The 17,458-nt window shown below is 65.8% G+C and carries 16 protein-coding genes; all 16 read right to left on the reverse strand.

Annotated features, from left to right (window positions below; all coding sequences use genetic code 11):
* Nucleotides 1–474: 474 nt before the first annotated feature.
* The 16 genes from AB0H61_RS26550 to AB0H61_RS26625 all read right to left on the reverse strand — a co-directional run bounded on the left by AB0H61_RS26550 (nt 475) and on the right by AB0H61_RS26625 (nt 17,245).
* A complete protein-coding gene (locus tag AB0H61_RS26550) occupies nt 475–861 on the reverse strand; it encodes a hypothetical protein (RefSeq protein ID WP_357309548.1) in 387 nt (128 codons plus the stop codon).
* A gap of 109 nt (nt 862–970) precedes the next feature.
* Nucleotides 971–2,674: a hypothetical protein gene (locus AB0H61_RS26555; protein ID WP_357309551.1), complete on the reverse strand. Its 1,704-nt coding sequence runs from the start codon at nt 2,672–2,674 to the stop codon at nt 971–973.
* A gap of 162 nt (nt 2,675–2,836) precedes the next feature.
* Nucleotides 2,837–3,094 carry a hypothetical protein gene (locus tag AB0H61_RS26560; RefSeq protein ID WP_357309554.1) on the reverse strand — a complete coding sequence of 86 codons (258 nt, stop codon included), beginning with the start codon at nt 3,092–3,094 and terminating at the stop codon, nt 2,837–2,839.
* A 331-nt stretch (nt 3,095–3,425) separates the two neighbouring features.
* A complete protein-coding gene (locus AB0H61_RS26565) occupies nt 3,426–3,878 on the reverse strand; it encodes a hypothetical protein (protein WP_357309557.1) in 453 nt (150 codons plus the stop codon).
* Between the two features lie 594 nt (nt 3,879–4,472).
* On the reverse strand, nt 4,473–4,865 hold the full coding sequence (locus tag AB0H61_RS26570; protein ID WP_357309559.1) for a hypothetical protein: 393 nt from the start codon (nt 4,863–4,865) through the stop codon (nt 4,473–4,475).
* 655 nt (nt 4,866–5,520) lie between these two features.
* Nucleotides 5,521–6,834, reverse strand: a complete 1,314-nt coding sequence (locus tag AB0H61_RS26575; RefSeq protein ID WP_357309562.1) for an IS256 family transposase — start codon at nt 6,832–6,834, stop codon at nt 5,521–5,523.
* A 751-nt stretch (nt 6,835–7,585) separates the two neighbouring features.
* Nucleotides 7,586–7,987, reverse strand: coding sequence for a hypothetical protein (locus AB0H61_RS26580; RefSeq protein ID WP_357309565.1), 402 nt, complete (start codon nt 7,985–7,987; stop codon nt 7,586–7,588).
* A gap of 598 nt (nt 7,988–8,585) precedes the next feature.
* Complete coding sequence (locus AB0H61_RS26585; RefSeq protein WP_357309568.1) at nt 8,586–9,158, reverse strand: AAA family ATPase; 573 nt, start codon at nt 9,156–9,158, stop codon at nt 8,586–8,588.
* Nucleotides 9,159–10,039: 881 nt separating this feature from the next.
* Nucleotides 10,040–10,210 carry a hypothetical protein gene (locus AB0H61_RS26590; RefSeq protein ID WP_357309571.1) on the reverse strand — a complete coding sequence of 57 codons (171 nt, stop codon included), beginning with the start codon at nt 10,208–10,210 and terminating at the stop codon, nt 10,040–10,042.
* Between the two features lie 889 nt (nt 10,211–11,099).
* Complete coding sequence (locus AB0H61_RS26595) at nt 11,100–11,345, reverse strand: hypothetical protein (protein WP_357309574.1); 246 nt, start codon at nt 11,343–11,345, stop codon at nt 11,100–11,102.
* Nucleotides 11,342–11,785: a hypothetical protein gene (locus AB0H61_RS26600; RefSeq protein ID WP_357309577.1), complete on the reverse strand. Its 444-nt coding sequence runs from the start codon at nt 11,783–11,785 to the stop codon at nt 11,342–11,344. The genes AB0H61_RS26595 and AB0H61_RS26600 overlap by 4 nt, the downstream gene beginning before the upstream one ends.
* 758 nt (nt 11,786–12,543) lie before the next feature.
* Nucleotides 12,544–12,978 carry a hypothetical protein gene (locus tag AB0H61_RS26605; protein WP_357309579.1) on the reverse strand — a complete coding sequence of 145 codons (435 nt, stop codon included), beginning with the start codon at nt 12,976–12,978 and terminating at the stop codon, nt 12,544–12,546.
* A 137-nt stretch (nt 12,979–13,115) separates the two neighbouring features.
* Entirely contained in the window at nt 13,116–15,269 is a 2,154-nt protein-coding gene (locus tag AB0H61_RS26610) for a TerD family protein (protein WP_357309582.1), read from the reverse strand.
* 508 nt (nt 15,270–15,777) lie between these two features.
* Nucleotides 15,778–16,083: a DUF4326 domain-containing protein gene (locus tag AB0H61_RS26615; RefSeq protein WP_357309584.1), complete on the reverse strand. Its 306-nt coding sequence runs from the start codon at nt 16,081–16,083 to the stop codon at nt 15,778–15,780.
* Nucleotides 16,084–16,628: 545 nt separating this feature from the next.
* The gene (locus AB0H61_RS26620; RefSeq protein WP_357309587.1) at nt 16,629–16,970 is read right to left on the reverse strand and encodes a hypothetical protein; all 342 of its coding nucleotides are present in this window, start codon (nt 16,968–16,970) and stop codon (nt 16,629–16,631) included.
* Nucleotides 16,967–17,245, reverse strand: a complete 279-nt coding sequence (locus AB0H61_RS26625; protein WP_357309590.1) for a hypothetical protein — start codon at nt 17,243–17,245, stop codon at nt 16,967–16,969. Before AB0H61_RS26625 ends, AB0H61_RS26620 begins: the two co-directional genes overlap by 4 nt.
* Nucleotides 17,246–17,458 lie beyond the last annotated feature (213 nt).

The raw sequence follows: 17,458 nt of genomic DNA on the forward strand, positions 1-17,458 counted from the left end.
GTCGCGTGCGGCGTGGAGATCTGCGACCATGGAATCGAACTCGCGGCATGCGTTCTGGTATCCGGCGCAGCCAACTTCGCAGATTCCCATGACGTTGGCCGGGCCGTGGCAGTGGTCGCAGTGCCACCCGAAGCAGGTCGTGGTCTTCGAACCACCGGAACCGGTTCGACTCTCCTGCGTGCAGTCCGGCGAGGTACATCCGGACTTTCCTAAATATGCCATCTGCATCCTCTTCTCTGGAGAGCGTCTGAGTGGGCGGTCGACCCCCGGCCGCGACGGCTGCGGGCCGACACGGTGGAACACACGGCGAAACCGTCGCCGGTATACGGCGATTCAGTGGGTGCGCGGGGCCGGAAATCGGTGTGCTGGGTGAGCGGTCCAGGGACCGAACCGGGACGAGCGGGCGACCGGGCGTCGCCTCTGCGGAGATCCGATGCAGGCTCTCCCCGCGCGGGGAGAGCCTGCGTCCCCGATTCAGAGAGGCCAACCGAAGGCCAGATAGACCTGCTCGGTGAGCGCGACGACGATCTTCTGCCAGCTGGCGGCCTTCACGGACGGATCGTCGTTGTAGGGGCTGGCGATCCACCTGGACTCCGGCGCGGTCACCTCGGTGGGATCGGGGCCACTGGCAATGGCGAAGCTGGCGCTCACGATCGACGCGATCGGGTTCCACTGGACCCGCTGCGAGTCGAATGCCGCTACCCTGAAACGAGATTGGCGCAGGTGGTCGTCGACGTGGATCTGGTAGCGCAGCGACACACCGTGACGTATGACGATGAACACGACATCGTTGACTTGCCCGTGTCCGCCGATGATGTCCTCGACGGTGAGCATGGGTACGCCAGTACCGGAGTCGATCACGACACCTCCTCGCGGGAAGTGCGGTCGGCGTCGCCGGTGAGGATTTCGGACGGGTCGGGGTTGTTGGGCATGACACCGGTGATCCGCACGTAGTCGCCGGGTTCGGGGGTCATGAGTTCCTCTCGGATCGATGGTGTGGCCCGGCGGGACACACCAGGGTGTGTTCGGGTGCGGGGACCGGCTGCTCGAGATCGGGGACGTCGCCGATGCCGCTCTCGGTGCTCGCACAGTCGGGCGGTGCTGTGGAGGGGCGGGTTTCGGCCGCCTCCTTGATCCGGGTGTCCCAGGCGTGGACGCGGTCGCGGTGCTCTTCCCCGTGCAGCAGCGCTGTCTGGATCGCGGCGCGCAGCGCACCACCGATGCCGGATCGGGCCGCGTCGGTGAGTCCTTCGGCGCGCTGGACGCGGTCGAGGGTGTCGATGGCGTGGCTGTAGTCGCGGAGTCTGTTTTGGTCGATGGGGCTGCCGTTGGCGAGTAGCAGCAGGTGGTAGTCGATGGTGTCCACGGCTTGGCCGAGTTCGTCGGATTTCGGGCCGACAGGCACGTCGATGTGCAGGCCGTGCTGGGCCAGGGCGCTGGCCAGGCGTTGTCCGCCCTGGTGGCACGTGCCGAGTTCCGCGTCGGTGTCGCGGGACCGGTCGGCGGCGCGTTTGCTGTGTTCCCCGACCAGGATCAACTCGGGTAGCGGTTCGCCGAGGTCGACACTGGCCGAAATATGGGCGAGGTGGGCCTGCTCGATGGCCAGCAGATCCGGGTGGGCGAGTACAGCGTGCACGTTCGCACGGCGCTCGGTGAGATGGGCGATATCCTCGGCGAGGTCGGTGGCCAGATCCTCGCGATTGCTGACCGGGCGGTCGAACAGGTCATCGCAGTGGCGTTCCACACTGGTCAGTGACCGGGCGAAGTCGAGCACCGATTCCGTGAGCGCCTCGCGGTTGAGGTGCGAGGGCCACAGCGGTTCGAAGTCGGTCCTCGCGCGGGTGAGGATCGCCTCCCGCCGTGAAGTCACCGCGTGCTGATCGGGTCCCGGCAGCAGAGTGACCGAGGCCAGGAACCACTGCTCGCGCAGGACATCCCTGGGGCGATGACCCCAGCCGTCGCCGGGCTCGGCGGCCTGGATGAGCGTGTCTCGTAGGACCGCCTTGACCTCCTCGGCGGAGCTGAGCAGGACCGGGGTGTCGGCGATTAGATCCAGGTGAGCGGTCTGGCCGGTGAGATAGGCCAGCACGAACAGCGCCGTCCGGCATTGCGCCTCGGTGACGGCCCCAAGTGCGAGAAGCCGGTCGTGGAGCCAGTCGTATTGCCGGCGGGTCGACGGTATCGCCAGCGACGTCGAGAAGAAGTGGGGGCAGGCGGAGAGTTGGAGTACCTGGGTGGCTGCCCGCAACGCCGCGAGTTCGCGGCACGAGGCCAGCCCATCGCGATGGTGGAGGGTGCGTGCGGTGGCGTCGACGGCGTCATCGACGTCGATGATCCCGGCATCGACATCGATGAGTAGCCCGTACTCGCGGTGGTAGTGCTCGATGATCGCCGCCAGCGTGCGGGCGGTGGTGTCGGTGCCGTCGCGTCCGATCACAGCCTGAAACAGCAGTTCTGCGAGGTGTTCGGGCACGGCATCGGTCACCTCCGTCTCACTGATCGCCTCCACCACACCCGTTGCTGTCACGGGGCCGTGGTGGGTGAGGTGGTCGTAGGCGCGGGCCAGTGTGGTCCACGCCAGGGTGTAGGCCAGACGCTGTCGGAAGTCGGTGGTGAACCGGTGTCCACGCGATTGCAGGATGGGCGGCACGAGTGCCGGTGTGTGGTTGGGCATGGATGGTGTGACCTCATTTCGGTGCTGCGATCCAGGGGCGGCCATGGGGTGTTTGTGGGATGTCGGTGGTGACGGCGGCGGTCAGTGCCCGGGCCGCGTCGCCCCGGCGTCTTGGTGGCGTTGTAACGAATCCAGCAGCGCCCGCGCCGCCGCCGGGGTGAACTACCGCAACAACGGATCCCGCGAATCCGACAGCTCAATCGGGGTCTTGGCCTCCGCGCGATCCAGCCGCCGTAGGGCTTGCACGCTCACGCCGAGTTCGGCCATGACCACCGCGGCAAGACAACTCGGGGTCCCACCTACGACGTATCGGGGTGGGTGCCCGTTGGCGAGGTGAGCGTCACGATCGCGGAAGCCCACAGCGAGAACACGTTCGGCCGCGGCGCGTACATCCTCGACATCGACGCGGGCGCGGTGCACCCCAGGGACCGTCTCGCCGGGCGAGTTCCTTTCAGGCGATGGGAAGACGCGGGTCGGGCGAGCCTGCTGCGGCTGCGGCGTACCGCATCCCTGCGGGCATCGACGGGCTGTGACGGGGTGAGGACAGTCGTCGCGGCACGACGCGGCTCGGATCTTCGGTGCGTGATGTGATGGCCGGTCGGGTGAACCGAAGACGCTGCGGGCGTGTGGTTCTCGACACCGGTGATGCGAACTGACGCTCGGCGGCGCCTCGCCCTCACCTCGGATTTCGACGGTGAGGGCCTCGCCATTCGCGCGAGATGGGGTGCAATGGAGATCGGTGTCGGGTGACCTAGGCGCTGCCTTGGCGGGTCTGCCGCTCGGCACGCAGTCGCGACAGTCTGCGGGATCGGCGACGGGCACGGGTGGGAGGGGTGTTCGCCGTCGTGGGCCGGTAGCGGTTGCCCGACTGTGTGAGGGAGGTGGTGATCGCGGAACGGCGGGATGCGCGGGTGCGCGCCGACGGCTGCGGCGGGCGCGACTTCTTCTGCGGGGAGGAGGTGTTGCTGCGTGTGGCTGTCTCGGCACGCTCGCGTTCGGCGGTGTTGATGCGCACAGGGTGCAAGAGCCGCGTTTCCCAGCGTCGACCGGTGACGTCGGTGCGTGTGCACGGCTTACCCGCCGATGCCTGGCATGGCTCGTACGGGCAGACGATGGTGAGACCGACAGCGCGGCGCGCGGCGTCGATGTCGTACAACACGACATGGTTCCTGCCGGGCAGGGGGCGGACCAGTTGTTCAGGCATGGGGATCCGTTCGGATGCGGAAGAACGAGCATCGGTCGTGTCGCGGCCGGTGCAGGACAGGACGAAACACGCGCCGAGCCCGAGACCGGGTGCGCGTTGTCGCCGTCGATGAAGTGAGCCGCTATCGGTGCGAGATGAAAGAGGGTTCGGCCCGGTGAGGGCGAGGTGCCGCCGAAGCGCCGGTTGTGGAAGGTGAGGCAGGCGTAGCGTGCAGGAACTCGCTGTGTGTGCCGAATGGGGACGGGACCTACGTGGGCCGACCGGCGCACCCTGGATTCGACTGAACTGGAGACCGATGCCTGGAGTGGTGGCGGGTGTGACCAAAAGGGCGGGGTGGCGGTAGCGGTGTGGGCGCGGCTGAAAGTCGTTCAGCCGCACCCACACCGGATGCCACACGAAGATCTGATGACCTACCACCGGTGAAGGCAGTTCCAGGCAGGGACCGCAGGGCGAACGCCGCACGGAGACAGAAACTCTTTTCCGCAGCGCGACGCGCCGACCAGTATATCCGGCCGCGCGGGCCACGATCGGCGACCAGTGTCGGTACGGGGCGTTAGGCTGGCGGGCAAGGGGACTGGCGGGATCTGGAATCTGTCAGTCAGGAGCATCACCGTGGAACAACCGAATACCAATGGCGCACGCCGTTCCTCGCGTACCGGCGAGCCGACGCGCGAGGAACGTCGGCGTGCTCGTCAGCGACGCCACGCTGCGGCGAAGGAGCGGCTGAGTCGCATCGACGTTGCAGAGGCGCAGTTCTTCGAAGCGGGCACGGCGATCGCTGCGGCGGAGCACGACCTCGAGGAGGTGATCGCCGCCGCCGAGCGCCGGATCAGCGACGCCCGCGCCCGCACGGCGGACACGATCGCCGGGCAACGTCAACGACAGGCACGCGCCGCGGCTGCGATCCGGGCCGAGGACTGCACCCTCGGCGAGGTCGCCGAGATCTTGCAGCTCACACCGAAGCAGATACGCGAACTGATCAGCCACGCACACTCCGCCCCCGACGACGGCAACACACCACCTCGATCAACGGTGACCGAACCGCCCACAGCCACGGTGGCCGGTGTGATGGCGGAAAAGCCCACGGACACAGACACTTCAGAGTCCGGCACGGCGGTGGATCCGACCGTGGGAAACGATGCTGGACTCGCGGGGGCGGGTATTGCGGCCTCCGAAACAGGCCGTGTCACCACCGACACCGGCTGGCCGTCGCACCTGCGTTCCCTGTCAAGTCCGGGTGTGTTGCCGAACCGGACTGACGAGAGGCCGTAGCCGAGACTGATGCGCCCGAATTAGCCGTCTGTGATGTCGGTGTCCGACCGTATGGTGGTCGTGTGACCGACATAGCCCCGCTCGCTGCTTCGACCCGGGCCGTGTTCGGCGCCCCGGACGTGCATGCGGTTGTGCGGGCCGGCGGACGGTGCATGCGGTCAGCCTCGGGCAATGGGTTGGGGACGAGGAAGTACCCGAGCTTCTCTGTCACACGGGTGTCGCGGGGTGGTCGCCGACAGCCTTGGCGCCGACGCGAGCGGAAGTCACCTGCGCTCGATGTCTGCGCCGGATCGGCCCGTCCACCACTGCGCCGCAGCAGCTTCTGCTGTTCGGCGACGAGGAATTGTCAAAACCTGTGGTTCGGTCTGTTTCAGGCGACCTCCGTTCGGGTGGTGTCGGCCGGACCGGTTGACGAGGCCGGGGTGATTTCGCGGGGGCGTTCGAGCAGCTTGCCCTTGTGGAACAGGGCTCCGGCGCGGACGAGGGCGACGAGTTCGGGCGCGTTGACCTTGCGCCAGCGGGCCTGGGCGGCCTCGATCAGTTTGTAGGCCATGGCGATTCCCGCCGCGCGTGAGCCCGGCCCTTTGGTGACTTTCGTGCGTAGTCGCACGGTGGCGAAGGTGGATTCGATCGGGTTGGTGGTGCGCAGGTGGATCCAGTGCTCGGCCGGGTATTTGTAGAACTCGAGCAAGACATCGAGGTCGTCGGTGATTTTGGCGACCGCTTCGGGATACTTCTTGCCGTAGTCGATCTCGAAGGCTTTGACCGCGAGTTGCGCCTTGTCGATGTCTTCGGCGTTGTAGATGTCCTTCATCGCCGCGAGCGCGCCAGGATGCGCCGATTTCGGCAGTGCGGCAAGAACATTCGCGGATTTGTGGAACCAGCATCGCTGTTCCCGGGTTTGCGGGAACACATCGCGCAGCGCTTTCCAGAACCCGAGCGCGCCGTCCCCGACGGCCAGCACCGGCGCGGTCATGCCACGGCGGCGGCAGTCCCGCAGCAGATCGGCCCATGATTCGGTGGACTCGCGGTAGCCGTCGCTGATGGCGACGAGTTCCTTGCGGCCGTCGCTGCGCACCCCGATCATCACCAGCAGGCATAGTTTCTCCTGATCGAGACGCACTTTGGTGTGGATTCCGTCGACCCACAAGTACACGTAATCGGTGCCGGACAGATCCCGGGAGGCGAACGCGCGGGCCTCGTCCTGCCACCCGGCGGTCAGGCGGGTGATCGACGCCGCCGACAACCCGGCACCGGAACCGAGGAACTGCTCGAGCGCAGGACCGAAATCGCCGGTGGACAGCCCGTGCAGGTACAGCAGCGGCAGCACCTCGGTGACCTGCGGTGACTTGCGCGCCCAAGCAGGCAGTATCGCGGAGGAGAACCGTTGCCGTTCACCGGATTCCGGATCGACCCGCTTGTCGTTCACCCGCGGCGCCCGCACCGCCACCGCGCCTGCCGCGGTGAGGACTTCCCGTTCGGCGTGGTAGCCGTTACGCACCACCAGGCGATGACCGTTTTCATCGAGCTGGTCAGCGAACTGGGCAACATACGCGGCGACCTCGGCCTTCAACGCGGCAGCCAACATCTGCCGGGCACCATCGCGGACGATCTCATCGAGCAACGACCGGGTCGAACCGCCCTCGTCGTCGAAGGCGGATGTGTTCTGAACTACCGTGAGCACGGACGTACCTTCCCGACCGGCGTTGGCGCGCCGGCGTGATCAAGACATTGGACTGATAGATCATCCGGGAAGGTGCGTCCTTCCCGTCATCCACAGGTCTTGATCATTTCTCTCGGCGACGACGAGGAACCCGCCGCCGCCGGGTAGCAAGAAAGTCAGTTCGTTTCGGGGTTGAGCGGGATGACGGGTCGCATGCTGTGCCCGGACTTGCGGGCAAGGCGATCGTTTTCGACGGTGAGGACGTTGACGATTCGCGCGAATGCTTCGACAGACACCCAATGCACCGTCCACAACCTGGACATCACCCTCCTCCATGTACTGCAACACCATCAGCTGCAACACACGGAGTTAATAGGGAAGCGGCGACAGTGACCCACAGGTTGCCTTCAACTGGCCAGCCGATCACCGACCCGGCCCCGCGCCGGTCGGGTCGCCAGTCGAATACGACCGATCGTCGGTCCGGCGAGGTAGTCCGTCCTCGGTGCGGCGATGACACCGCAGACCCCGAACTGGGAGAACGTATCGGCAGTGTCGCGGGTGGCGGTGGTGCGCCGAGAGCCCAAGGACTGGCCGGTGGGCTGCCCGCGGTGGTGCGCATCGACCGCGGCAGGACTTCTGTCCCGCTCGGTCGCCGACACGATGTGTCCTCACAGTGCAGGTGGACGACCTTTCGACCTACCTGCGCATCAATTCGTCCCTATTCCCCACCCCCAGGTGCACATCAGCAATGTGGGGGTCTTCAGCGGATCTCCTACAATGCTTCCTTCACGAAGTCCGGGAGGTCGGTGGCGACTTCGTTCACTGGAAGCCACTGGCCCGGCTGCTTTTGGAGGTCCAGGCGGCTGACCGACCTCAAGAATCGATAGGACTTCGGGTGTAGGTAGAGTCCGATGCCGGACTGTGCGGCGAAGATGATCGCCCCAGGGTTGCTGATCTCTTCGGAGGGCAACATGAATTTGGGAGCGACATCTCCGTTTACCCACAGGTGGCCGAGTTCGTCGGTTGCGAGATGGTCTCGCGGTCCGTTGCCGATGAGAGCGATGTGGCCCCAGCTGTTTTCGTGGTTGGGGATGTCGCGGACTCGCGGCGGGCACGGCCAACCGGGGATGTCGAAAACAGTCGCGTGCGGAGCGCTGTTGTTGTCGCCGTTCATTTCGAGTTCCTTTGACTATAAATGTGATTGAGGCGGATGCGCAGTTTGTCGCTGCTCAGGTCCGCTGCACCAGCGTGAACAGTAGCTGGTCGCCCCGGGCTTCCTCGGGTGTCAGGAACCCGCCTGGTGACGAGCGCTTCCATCGGATCGCTGTCAAGGGCCAGCGAACTGGACGACATTGTGTGTTACCAGACTTCCAGTGCGACGCCTGCGGCGTATCGACTCTCGCGATATCAGTGATCGCTTTCAAGGAGCAGCTGCCAGCATTTCGGGCTATGTAGCTCGACCAGGATTCAGGCATACACGCAAAGTAGCGTGTATGCACTCAATGTGTGAGCGACAATCTCGCTTCGGCGTTCGGCGCGTGCTACCAGCTGTATAACGGCATCAACGGTGGACGCCCTGGTTGACGGTGCCGCGGGCCATCAGTGACCACGAGTCTGTGACGTTGGATTACGCCGGATCGCTCGCCCACGACAGGATTCGAGGGGTGCGAGCTCGGCGGCGGGCAAGCCTTCACCAGCGACGCCCTCCGGTCAGCGCAGCATCGTGCAGCAGCCGTGTGGGGTCCGGGCGCTGAATGTCGACGGACTTCAGCTCATTTCGCGGTGGAATTGCGTCCGCGACCACGGGGAGCACGGTGGTTGCTGTGCGTGGGCGTGGACGATCCGATGGTGAAGGTCGCGGGCGGGCTCCACGAGCTGGGGGGATGACGGCGGTGCGCGTCACGGATCACTCGTGGGTCTACGTCGCGCCCACCCTGGTTCTTGCGGCGTTTGACGTTGGCGATGCAGACATCGACGGGCGCGAGAACGTCGACCAGAACCAGTTCGATTGCGCGGGCTCGGGCGAGGGCAACCCATCGCTGCACATGGTCGGGATCCAGGTGCGTGGCGTCGACGATGACGTTGCGTCCCATGTCGAGATGTTCGACGACTTGCGCCATTTCGATGCCGCTGACGATGTCTTCTTCGTCACGGGACAGAAGCCCGTCGCGATGGAAGTTGATCTCGCGGATGGTGTCCCTGCAGACGACGGCGATGTTGGGGGATGTCTCGGCAAGGGAGGTCGCCAAGGTAGTTTTGCCTGCACCCATCAGGCCGCGCAGGACCGTCAGCAGCTGAGAGGCTGACACCTCCTGCGTGTTGCGCGACCGGTCGTCGCGATTCATCGGATATCCCTCTCTCGGAACGTGTTTGACAGAAATAGCGGGTACGCGGATTCGGAACGGTCATCCTCGGGATGCTGGCCGATGGGTGGGCTTGGCCAGGCTGCACAATTGCCCTGGACGTGTGCCGGGGCGTCAAGTGGATCCGGTGTGGATGCGTGCCCCAGGACGTCCGCGGTCGTCCTGGGGCTACGCGTCACCTCGATTGCCAGGTTGACCTGCACCGGCATAGAGAGGCACTACAGCGGCCACTCCATGACCGGGAAGTGCAAGCCACCCAGGTGCAGCGGGGCCGACCGCAGCAGCCCGGCCAGACAGGCCGGTATCGGAATCACATCGATCACCTCCTTCCGTAATGTTGTGGGGAGCCGGATCGGCGAGGATGTGAGGCTCGTTGGCGGGTATGGTCGACGGCCACACAGTGTTTGAGCTGATCGCGAACCCTGCTGTGCTGCGTCATGATCTGGGCGGGCATGGTCTCGGTCGTCAATGACATCGATTGCGCCCGCGGGTGTCAGAGCACCGTGGGTGTCGCGCGACAGGGAGTTGGCGGCTTCGGACCGTGGCGCTACTGTGCGGCGTTATTCGGGCGCGGCTGGATTCTCGGGACATGCTGGGTCGACCCGCCCTGTCGTCGAGCGGGGAGCCTTCAGTGATGCGACCAGCGGGCGGCGCCGGGCGTCCGTGGCCGCAGGCACCGCTACCGAGTCGGACCCTGTGTCTGTGCGTCCGATATGACCTGGCGAGCGAAACAATTGGGGTGCGGTCGTGGGAGTTGACGACCGCGTGAGTGCCCTCGGGTGGGGTCGAACCACCCACCGCCGATGTGGCGGCGCACCGCGCAGGAACCGCCCGAATTCATTCCGGCTCGGGCAACCGGTGCGCTACAGGATGGGCGCGCCCCAGTTCTGGACGCTCAGTACCTGGCCGTCGGTCTCGGGCTGGACCGACATCACGCCGGGAATGTTCTCCACATGTCCCGGTGCGGTTTCGAAATGCGGGCCGGGCACGAATCCGAGCAGGGCCGCAAGAATCGACGGAATCAACAGGGGCATAACTACTCCAATCAATCGGCTACCTCTTTTCGGCAGCACAAATAGCCGCACCCAATCGGATGCGGGCAAGAAGAGGGGTTCAGCGGAACATCAGGCGAATCAGAACGCCCACACCGGCAACGATCACGAACGCGGCCACCGGGATCAGCACATCAGATGGCGCCAACGAACCCGGCGCTCTGCTCTGTGCCCTCATGAATGGCCTGAGCATTGCGAACGAGTGGCCCGTGATCTTGAGGCACTGTCGAGCACGAGCCTGCCGGGCACGCCCGGCACGCTGTACAGATTCGACGGATTCGACCGCATCCGGATCTCCAAAGGCGCCAAAGGCGGAGGTCACCAGCGACCCAGCGCTGCGAACGCAATCAACGACGGCGCGCGAGGCCTTTGGGTGTACCGCTACCCACAACCACTACGGCAGACCAGGACTTCGAGAAAGTCCCGCTCCGCCCATCGTCTCCCCACGACCGGGACGGCGTGAACGACCGCAGCTGCGTCGTACCTGAACGCGCGGCACCTCACCTTCTAGGGAATAGGGAATCAGATGCGCCCGGAGGGGATTGTGGGCGCATCCACTTTCGCGCCGCGGCGCCCGGTGAGGCAGTGGACGGGGCAGCATCGGGTTCGACCGACGGAAACGAGAATGTACGTGACCCCGCCGACCCTGACCCCTGCACGCAGCCTAACGGGCCTGACACGGCGTGCGCGTGAATACATCCCACAGTCGCGGGGATCGACGGCGCGCTCCAGACCGGGCGGGTCCGGTAGCGGAGGCCAGGGTGATGTGAGCAGTCACCATCCTGGCCGAGACCGGTGCGTGGGTCAGGCGTGTCGGCACCGGCGCACGTCCAGATGCTGGTGGGTGTGGCAGGGGTGGGATCGGTCATGGTCACCTCGGATCTGGCGCGGACGAAGGCGTGCGCGGTGGGCAGTCGGCGGCGGCGGTCGGGGCGGCGGTGAGGGTGACGTGTGTGGTGCGGTCGGGTATCCCGGGGGTGCGGATGCGCACGTGGATTTCGGTTGATAGCGCTGCGGGGGTGGCGGTTTCGGCCTGCCACGGTTCGAACCGGGTCTCGTCGAGGGCGGGCAGGTTTTTGCGGATCCATGCGACCAGTTCGGTCGAGTTGCCGATCATGACGCCCAGCAGCGTCCGACGTGCGGGTCCTGGTCGTGGACCGCGATCACCCAGCGGCTGTCTAGCTCTGCCAGGTGCCAGCTGATACCGGTCGGCGAGCCGCCGAAGGTGTCAGTGTCTCTACGGATCCGGTGGATTCCGTCACCATGCACGGCGACGACCTGGGTGGTGTGTTCCACGCGCACTAACGCCATGACCGGCAGCCTGACTGCGCGGGTGACGATGCCGGGGAACTCTGCGATCGCGGTGCCAGGGCCGGGCGGTACCGCGAACGCGGCGTGATGTCCCACGTCCAGCACACGTTTGGTGGGCTGGGTATCGGCGGACAGGTAGGGCTGATAGCGGGGATCGAGGCGGACTATTGGGATGTAGCGATCGAGGTCGGGTCTCATCCGGGTCTTGCCGATGGTCGTGGGGAGGTAGTCGGCGAGTGCGGCCATGGTGGGAACTCCTTGAGGCAGTATTGAATTCGGTCGGGCCGTGGTCGGGGACGGCGTGATGGCGGTGCACGGCGTGGATGTGCACCCGTTGGTGCAGGTACCCGCCCGCGGGTGATGGGGGTGGTGCGGGCATTGGCGCGGCGTAGTCGGTGCAATTCGGTCGCGGAGTCCGTGCGTCCAGCCCGTGGTGTCGACAGGACCGAAGAGGTGGGCGGGCAGAGTACCGTTGTGGGCCTGCGCGGTTCGTGGGCCGTCGCCGAGGGCGAGGGGCTGGTGCGGCGGGTGCCGCGACGCGCCCGGCGGGCGGCCCTACGCACAGATAGCGGATGAGGTTTCGGCTCGACCCTCGCAGTGGGATGAGCCTGTGGCGTTCGGGTCTCGGGTCAGACTCGGGGGATTCATGTGCCTCGCTCGCCGGCGGGCCCACCACTGCTCACACCCTTCGCGCCGCCGATCAGTGTGCTCGTCTTGGACCGGGTCGTCGGCGCTGGCCACCAGCGGGAGCGGACATGCCGTTTGCCGTGTTCAGGGTGCCGGAGGGTGAGGTAGCTGGCTGGTTGGTGTGGCGTCGGCGGGCGCTGATGGGGTCAATGAATGCCAGGATGCCGAGGTGGGTGCCGATGAGGAGGGCGAGGCCGCGTTGTCGCGCGCGGGAGCTCGGCCTAGCCGCGGCAGATCGCCGCGCAGGTGGTCGGGGGTGGAGTGGCACACGATGTGGCCCTCGCGGCTCAGCGCGTCGCGGGTGATCTCTGCCGAAATCAGGTTGCCGGGAGCGAAGATGCATGTGGCGCACCGGGATGCGCAGACCCGGATTTCACCGTCCGGACGCTACCGGCGCTGGCTGCTCGTTCGTTCGCTATCCGATCTTCGTGGGCCGGGCTCGGTGCGGGGGTTTCCATCGGTTTGATAAACGTGCGGAGCGTGGTGGCCAATTCGCGGGCGTCGCGGTGGATGGCTTGGCGTTCGATGATGCCGAACCAGACCTCCACCAAGTCCGTCCACGAGGCCGAGTTGGGTGTGAAATGCACTTGGGTAAGCGGTTTTCGGCCAGCCGCCTGCGGATCTCGATAAACTTGTGGGCGGCGTAGTTTGTCCATCACCATGTGCAGCTCACGGTCGGGGTAGGCGCGGCGGGCGGGATCTTTCCCGCTTGGCAATGAATCTCGTCCGGAGTTTGAGATGGTGTACCACATCGAAATGTGCCCCGCTGGGCTGTGCCTGAGCGCTGCGGCGAGGGAGTGTGGAGGTGAGGAGAGCGAGAAGGCTGAAAGCGTCCAAAAGCGGTTAGAAGGAAGCGTTCTCATGGCCTCACCGTGGCAGAGCATATCAGTTATGCCGGGAGGAGTTCACCGAGGTTTGCGGGTGTTATCACCACCGACCTGTCTGGTAGGTCGCCGGGCTGTTCGAATCCGATGTAGGTGACCGGCTCGGGGCCTTCGGGCCTACCGATCGTCGCGCCGCGTAGTGCGGCGAGGTAGCCGAGCGTGAGTGGGCGCCGCTGGAAGGTGGCGCGGACGAGGTCGGTGGTGGTGGCGCGGTTGTTCTCGACCTGGTTCGTCTCGAAGCGTCCGGCGACGTGTAGGTGCAGCCATGTTGCGCGCCATCGGCCGTCGTCGCCGCGTAGGAACGCTATCGGCAACGCGACGCGCCCGGTGCCGCGCAGGTCGGACTTCATGCGAACCGTCCGCGGCTCGTAGGGCTGCCCTTCCTGTTCGGGGTTGCGGCACATGAATCCGAAAAATGATTCTGCGACCTCGTTGAAGCCTTCCCCGGAGAAAATGTTCACCTGCGGGATCACGATGTCGGCGGGAATCTCGGTCAGGTCGATGTCGATGAATTCGGACGCACCGTTGGGGGCTTCGGTGATGTCGCCGGAGTGCCGCCCACCGAGGGAGGACAGGTGGGTGTAGGACAACCAGGTCGGGTTGCGGTAGGTACGGTCCAGCATGAGGGCCGAGAGGTCGAAATCGGTGCGCTGGTCTGCTTGCCGCCAGTAGACGAAGAACCGCAACAGCTGCCCGTCGACGGGCGAGACCGATCCGCGGGGCAGCGTGCCGAATCCCGCGGCGACGGCCTTCCCGCTCACCGGCAACGCCACCTCGAGCATCTCGGGATCGATCACCCATCGGGGCCCGGTGGGGATCCTGCGGCGGATCTCCTCGTCGAGAACCTCACGGAGCCGCGCCATGACCGGTACGGGGATCGGTGCGCGGGTGTCGGTGGCGGCGTGGCCGCGACCGGACTGGTTGACGAAGATGCGCCGCCCCTGGGCGGGCCCTGTCGGTCGGTTGTCGAGGTGCTCGCGCAGGCTCAGCAGCACACGGCCCGATACGCGCCGGGCGGTAGCGGCAACGATGTCGGCGATCTCGGCCTGCTCGGCAGGTGTGCCCGCGGAGCGCAGCAGCCTGTCCACGGCCCGCACCAATTGGCCTGGGGCGTTCTGCAACACCGTCGCAGCGGCGACGGTCTCGCCGCGCCGGAAGAGCTGTTCGGCCTTCGACGCCAGCGATGGCGCCTGTTGTTCTCCGCGCGCGACGGCGAAAACCGCTGCGGCACCAGGCCATTGCGGGTGCTCATGGGGGTGCAGGCGCTCGCCGAGGCGCTTCCACTGCTCACTGTGCCGGTGCACATCGGCGAGCGCGTCGGGATTGTCTCGCACCACTCGGTGCAGGCTCGCCAGCAGCGCCCGGCGCACTGGTCGGCCGAACCCACCGAAACGGCTCGGGTGCACGAGTGTCACGTCACCGCCGGAGACCGCGCACGCAAGACGCAGCACATCGGTGACGGTGTTCACGAGCAGGTCCGCTCTGACGGAGAGCCGGACCGAGTTGATCAGTGCACGGTTCTCCCGCACCGGAATCTGCTGAGGCTGAGCTGTATCCGCGACGCACGCCAACGCCAGCGCTGCCAGGTCTTCACGGTCGGTGTCGTTTCCGGGGGTGGTCGCCGCGGCCATGGCGTTGTAGAGCGCGCCCACTTCCTCGTTCAGTGAACTGCCCGCATGAAGCACCGTCACCCGATCGCTCGCGCCAGCGATGAATTCGTGGTGTGCGGCGAGCATCTCGTCGTAGCTGTGCTGGTAGCGGCCGTACCGGGGCAAGCTCAGCAGGTTCAGTGTGCCGAGAACATGTACGTCACCGGCGATCTGTGCTGCGGCCGCGGGATCGGCGAGCGCCTCGATCAGGCATTCGGCCCAAAACTCGGTGGTGTCGGGCACATTGGCGGGAAAGTCCCTGAAGTACACGTTGTGCTGGACGTGGTCGCCGACCATGCCGCGGACCACGTCGAGCACGCGCACTGCGGTGTCGATGACCGTTCCGGCCGACAGCACCGACAACTGGGTGAACAGGTCGTCGGAGAGCTTGAACCCGATCGACATGAGTACGGCGTCGAGTTGGCGGACAGCAGTCGCGCCGTCACCGAGCGGGCCGTCCGGGACCGGGACACGGTGCGTGCGGCGGATAACGATTTCCTCGACATGCATGGGTTACCCATCCTCCTGATGATGGAAGCTGCTAAACGTAACTGGAGTTCTTGTGTGCTGCCAATTCATTTGCAGCCGTGCCTAATCGGCTCGTACTCGGATCTTTTCGGCATGGCAGATCTTCTGTCCGCTGTGTTTGAGCATCCGCGAATGCCATTCGGGCGAGCAGGTGTCGTCCTTCCTGGTGATGCGGTTTTCGGCTTGTACACAGCGGGCCCGCTGCCGAACTCGGCCGTCGCTTCAGGGGCAGGTAGGTCGGGCTGTTGAGCTCGCGCGATTACGGTGGTGGCGCTGTTTTCGGCCGGGTGCTTCGAGGCGTTCCCGTGGATGCGCCACCTGCGTTCGTGTGGCTGTCTGGATGCGAAGGCGTGCGTGTCTTCGCGCAGCGCTGTTCATAGATGGTGTCGATCGGCAGCGGGTGGGCTTGCCTCTGCTGGTGAGGTGGGCTGTGTGCCTGCCCGCCCCACGAGATGGACGCTCGTGGGGCGGGGCGGAGGTGGGTGCTTGGTCAGTCGCGAGGGTGTGGACGGGGCCCGGATTCGATCGCCAGTGCCAGTGCCAGGGCTTGTGCGGGAGTGAGATGCGGGTCGGCGGTCAACGTGGCCAGGACATGTCCGTGGCACGGTTGCGGTGCGAACCAACAACCGATCACCCTGCCCGCCAGTTCACCTTCGGCCAGCCGGGCCAGCAGATCGGGATGTCGCGGCAGATGGCGGGTGGCGTGGGCAGGACATCGGAGGAGCCGCTGTGTGCGGCTTGCCGGTTGTCGCGGATAGTGTGAGCTGCCCTGCTGGCAGGACCAGGGCGTACGCACTGCCGCTGGGCGGTGATTGTGCGGGAGCTCCGGATGTCGGGCAGGCTCTATGCCGTGGTAGCTCAATTATTCTTCAACCAGCTGTAGCACCGGAAATGACCAGGCGTGGTCCCCCTCGACCGAATCGCGTGATGGTTGATCGGGTGAGTGGCCGATTCGAAACCTCGTGCGTGTAGCCAGTTCTGGTGTGGTCCTGGGGGATCGGCGTCGTCGATGCTGGGTGGGGAAAGTCGTCGTGGATGCCGGGTTGGTTCGGGGCTGGGACCGGAAACGGTTGTCGGCGTCAATGCAGAGCCGCGCGAGCCTTGACCGGCCGGTCGTCGCAGCGACCTGCTGCCGAAGCGCTCGAGTGCCGGTGGAACATGGCGGGTCAGCCGCCAGGCAAAAGGCTGCCCGGCAACGTCGTTCTCCGACGTTCGAGCACGCTCGCTACCCACCTTCTCTGCGCACCTGACTCGAGGACGCTCGGCCGTATGTGTTCGCCGCATAGCCCGAACCGGCAAAGAACCAATGCGGATCCCTGCGCGGCGGCTGAGTTGCGGTGGTCAAGCTGGGCGGCCGAGTTCGGCGATTGCTCGCCTCAGCGCGGCTGCCGAAACCTGATAGTCGTTGTCGAGTGCTGCCAGGCCTTCGTCTACCCAGCCCCGGATGAGGGTGGCGACGTCGGTACCTCGCCGCTCTGCTTCCGCTTGGACCTTGCGCTTCTGGGCTTGCCTGAGCCGGATCGTGGTGACGACGAGAGCGTTGTCCGGGTTGCTGTCCGCAACCGATGGAAGCACGGTGTCCGGGTCGATGGTTTCGCCGAATACCAGCTCGCCGGCTGCGGCGGCCGCGGCCAGCGACTCGGCGTGGACCAGTCCGTCAAGTTCGTTGTTCTGTGTGCTCATCGTTTGTTCTCCCACTCCTCGTACGCGGCTCGCTGTGTCGGCGTCATTTCGGCGACGTAGGTGACCTGGTGATCGAACCCGCCGAACGGGCGCAACACGACCAGGATCGGCGTGCCTGCTGGGGTGCGAGTCCAGACTGCGAGTCCGCTGGCACCGGATTTGGTCTCGACTCGTTGAACCCAGCGTTTGCGTGCGTCGAGTAGCGCTGCGATCACCTCCTCGGTACCCAGTCCTCGAAGTCCATTGATCGCGGATGGCAGCCACTCGTAGCCCACATTGATGAGAATACACCGAGCATCTCTCCAGTTCACCGGGATGGACAGGAGGAGTATCCGCCGGATTGAGGCTCAGGGGCTGATGGCGGGTGCCGTGAGGTGTCGGCGTTGCAGGTGTCCTGCGCGTCGGGCCCGGGCTGAGTGTTCGATCCGGAAAGAGCTGCGAGTAGTCCGGGAGAGTGTGTCCGGATGATTCCGGATTTCGGGACCGCC

The organism is Nocardia sp. NPDC050710, from assembly GCF_040654375.1.
In the GTDB taxonomy this organism is placed as follows: Bacteria; Actinomycetota; Actinomycetes; order Mycobacteriales; family Mycobacteriaceae; genus Nocardia.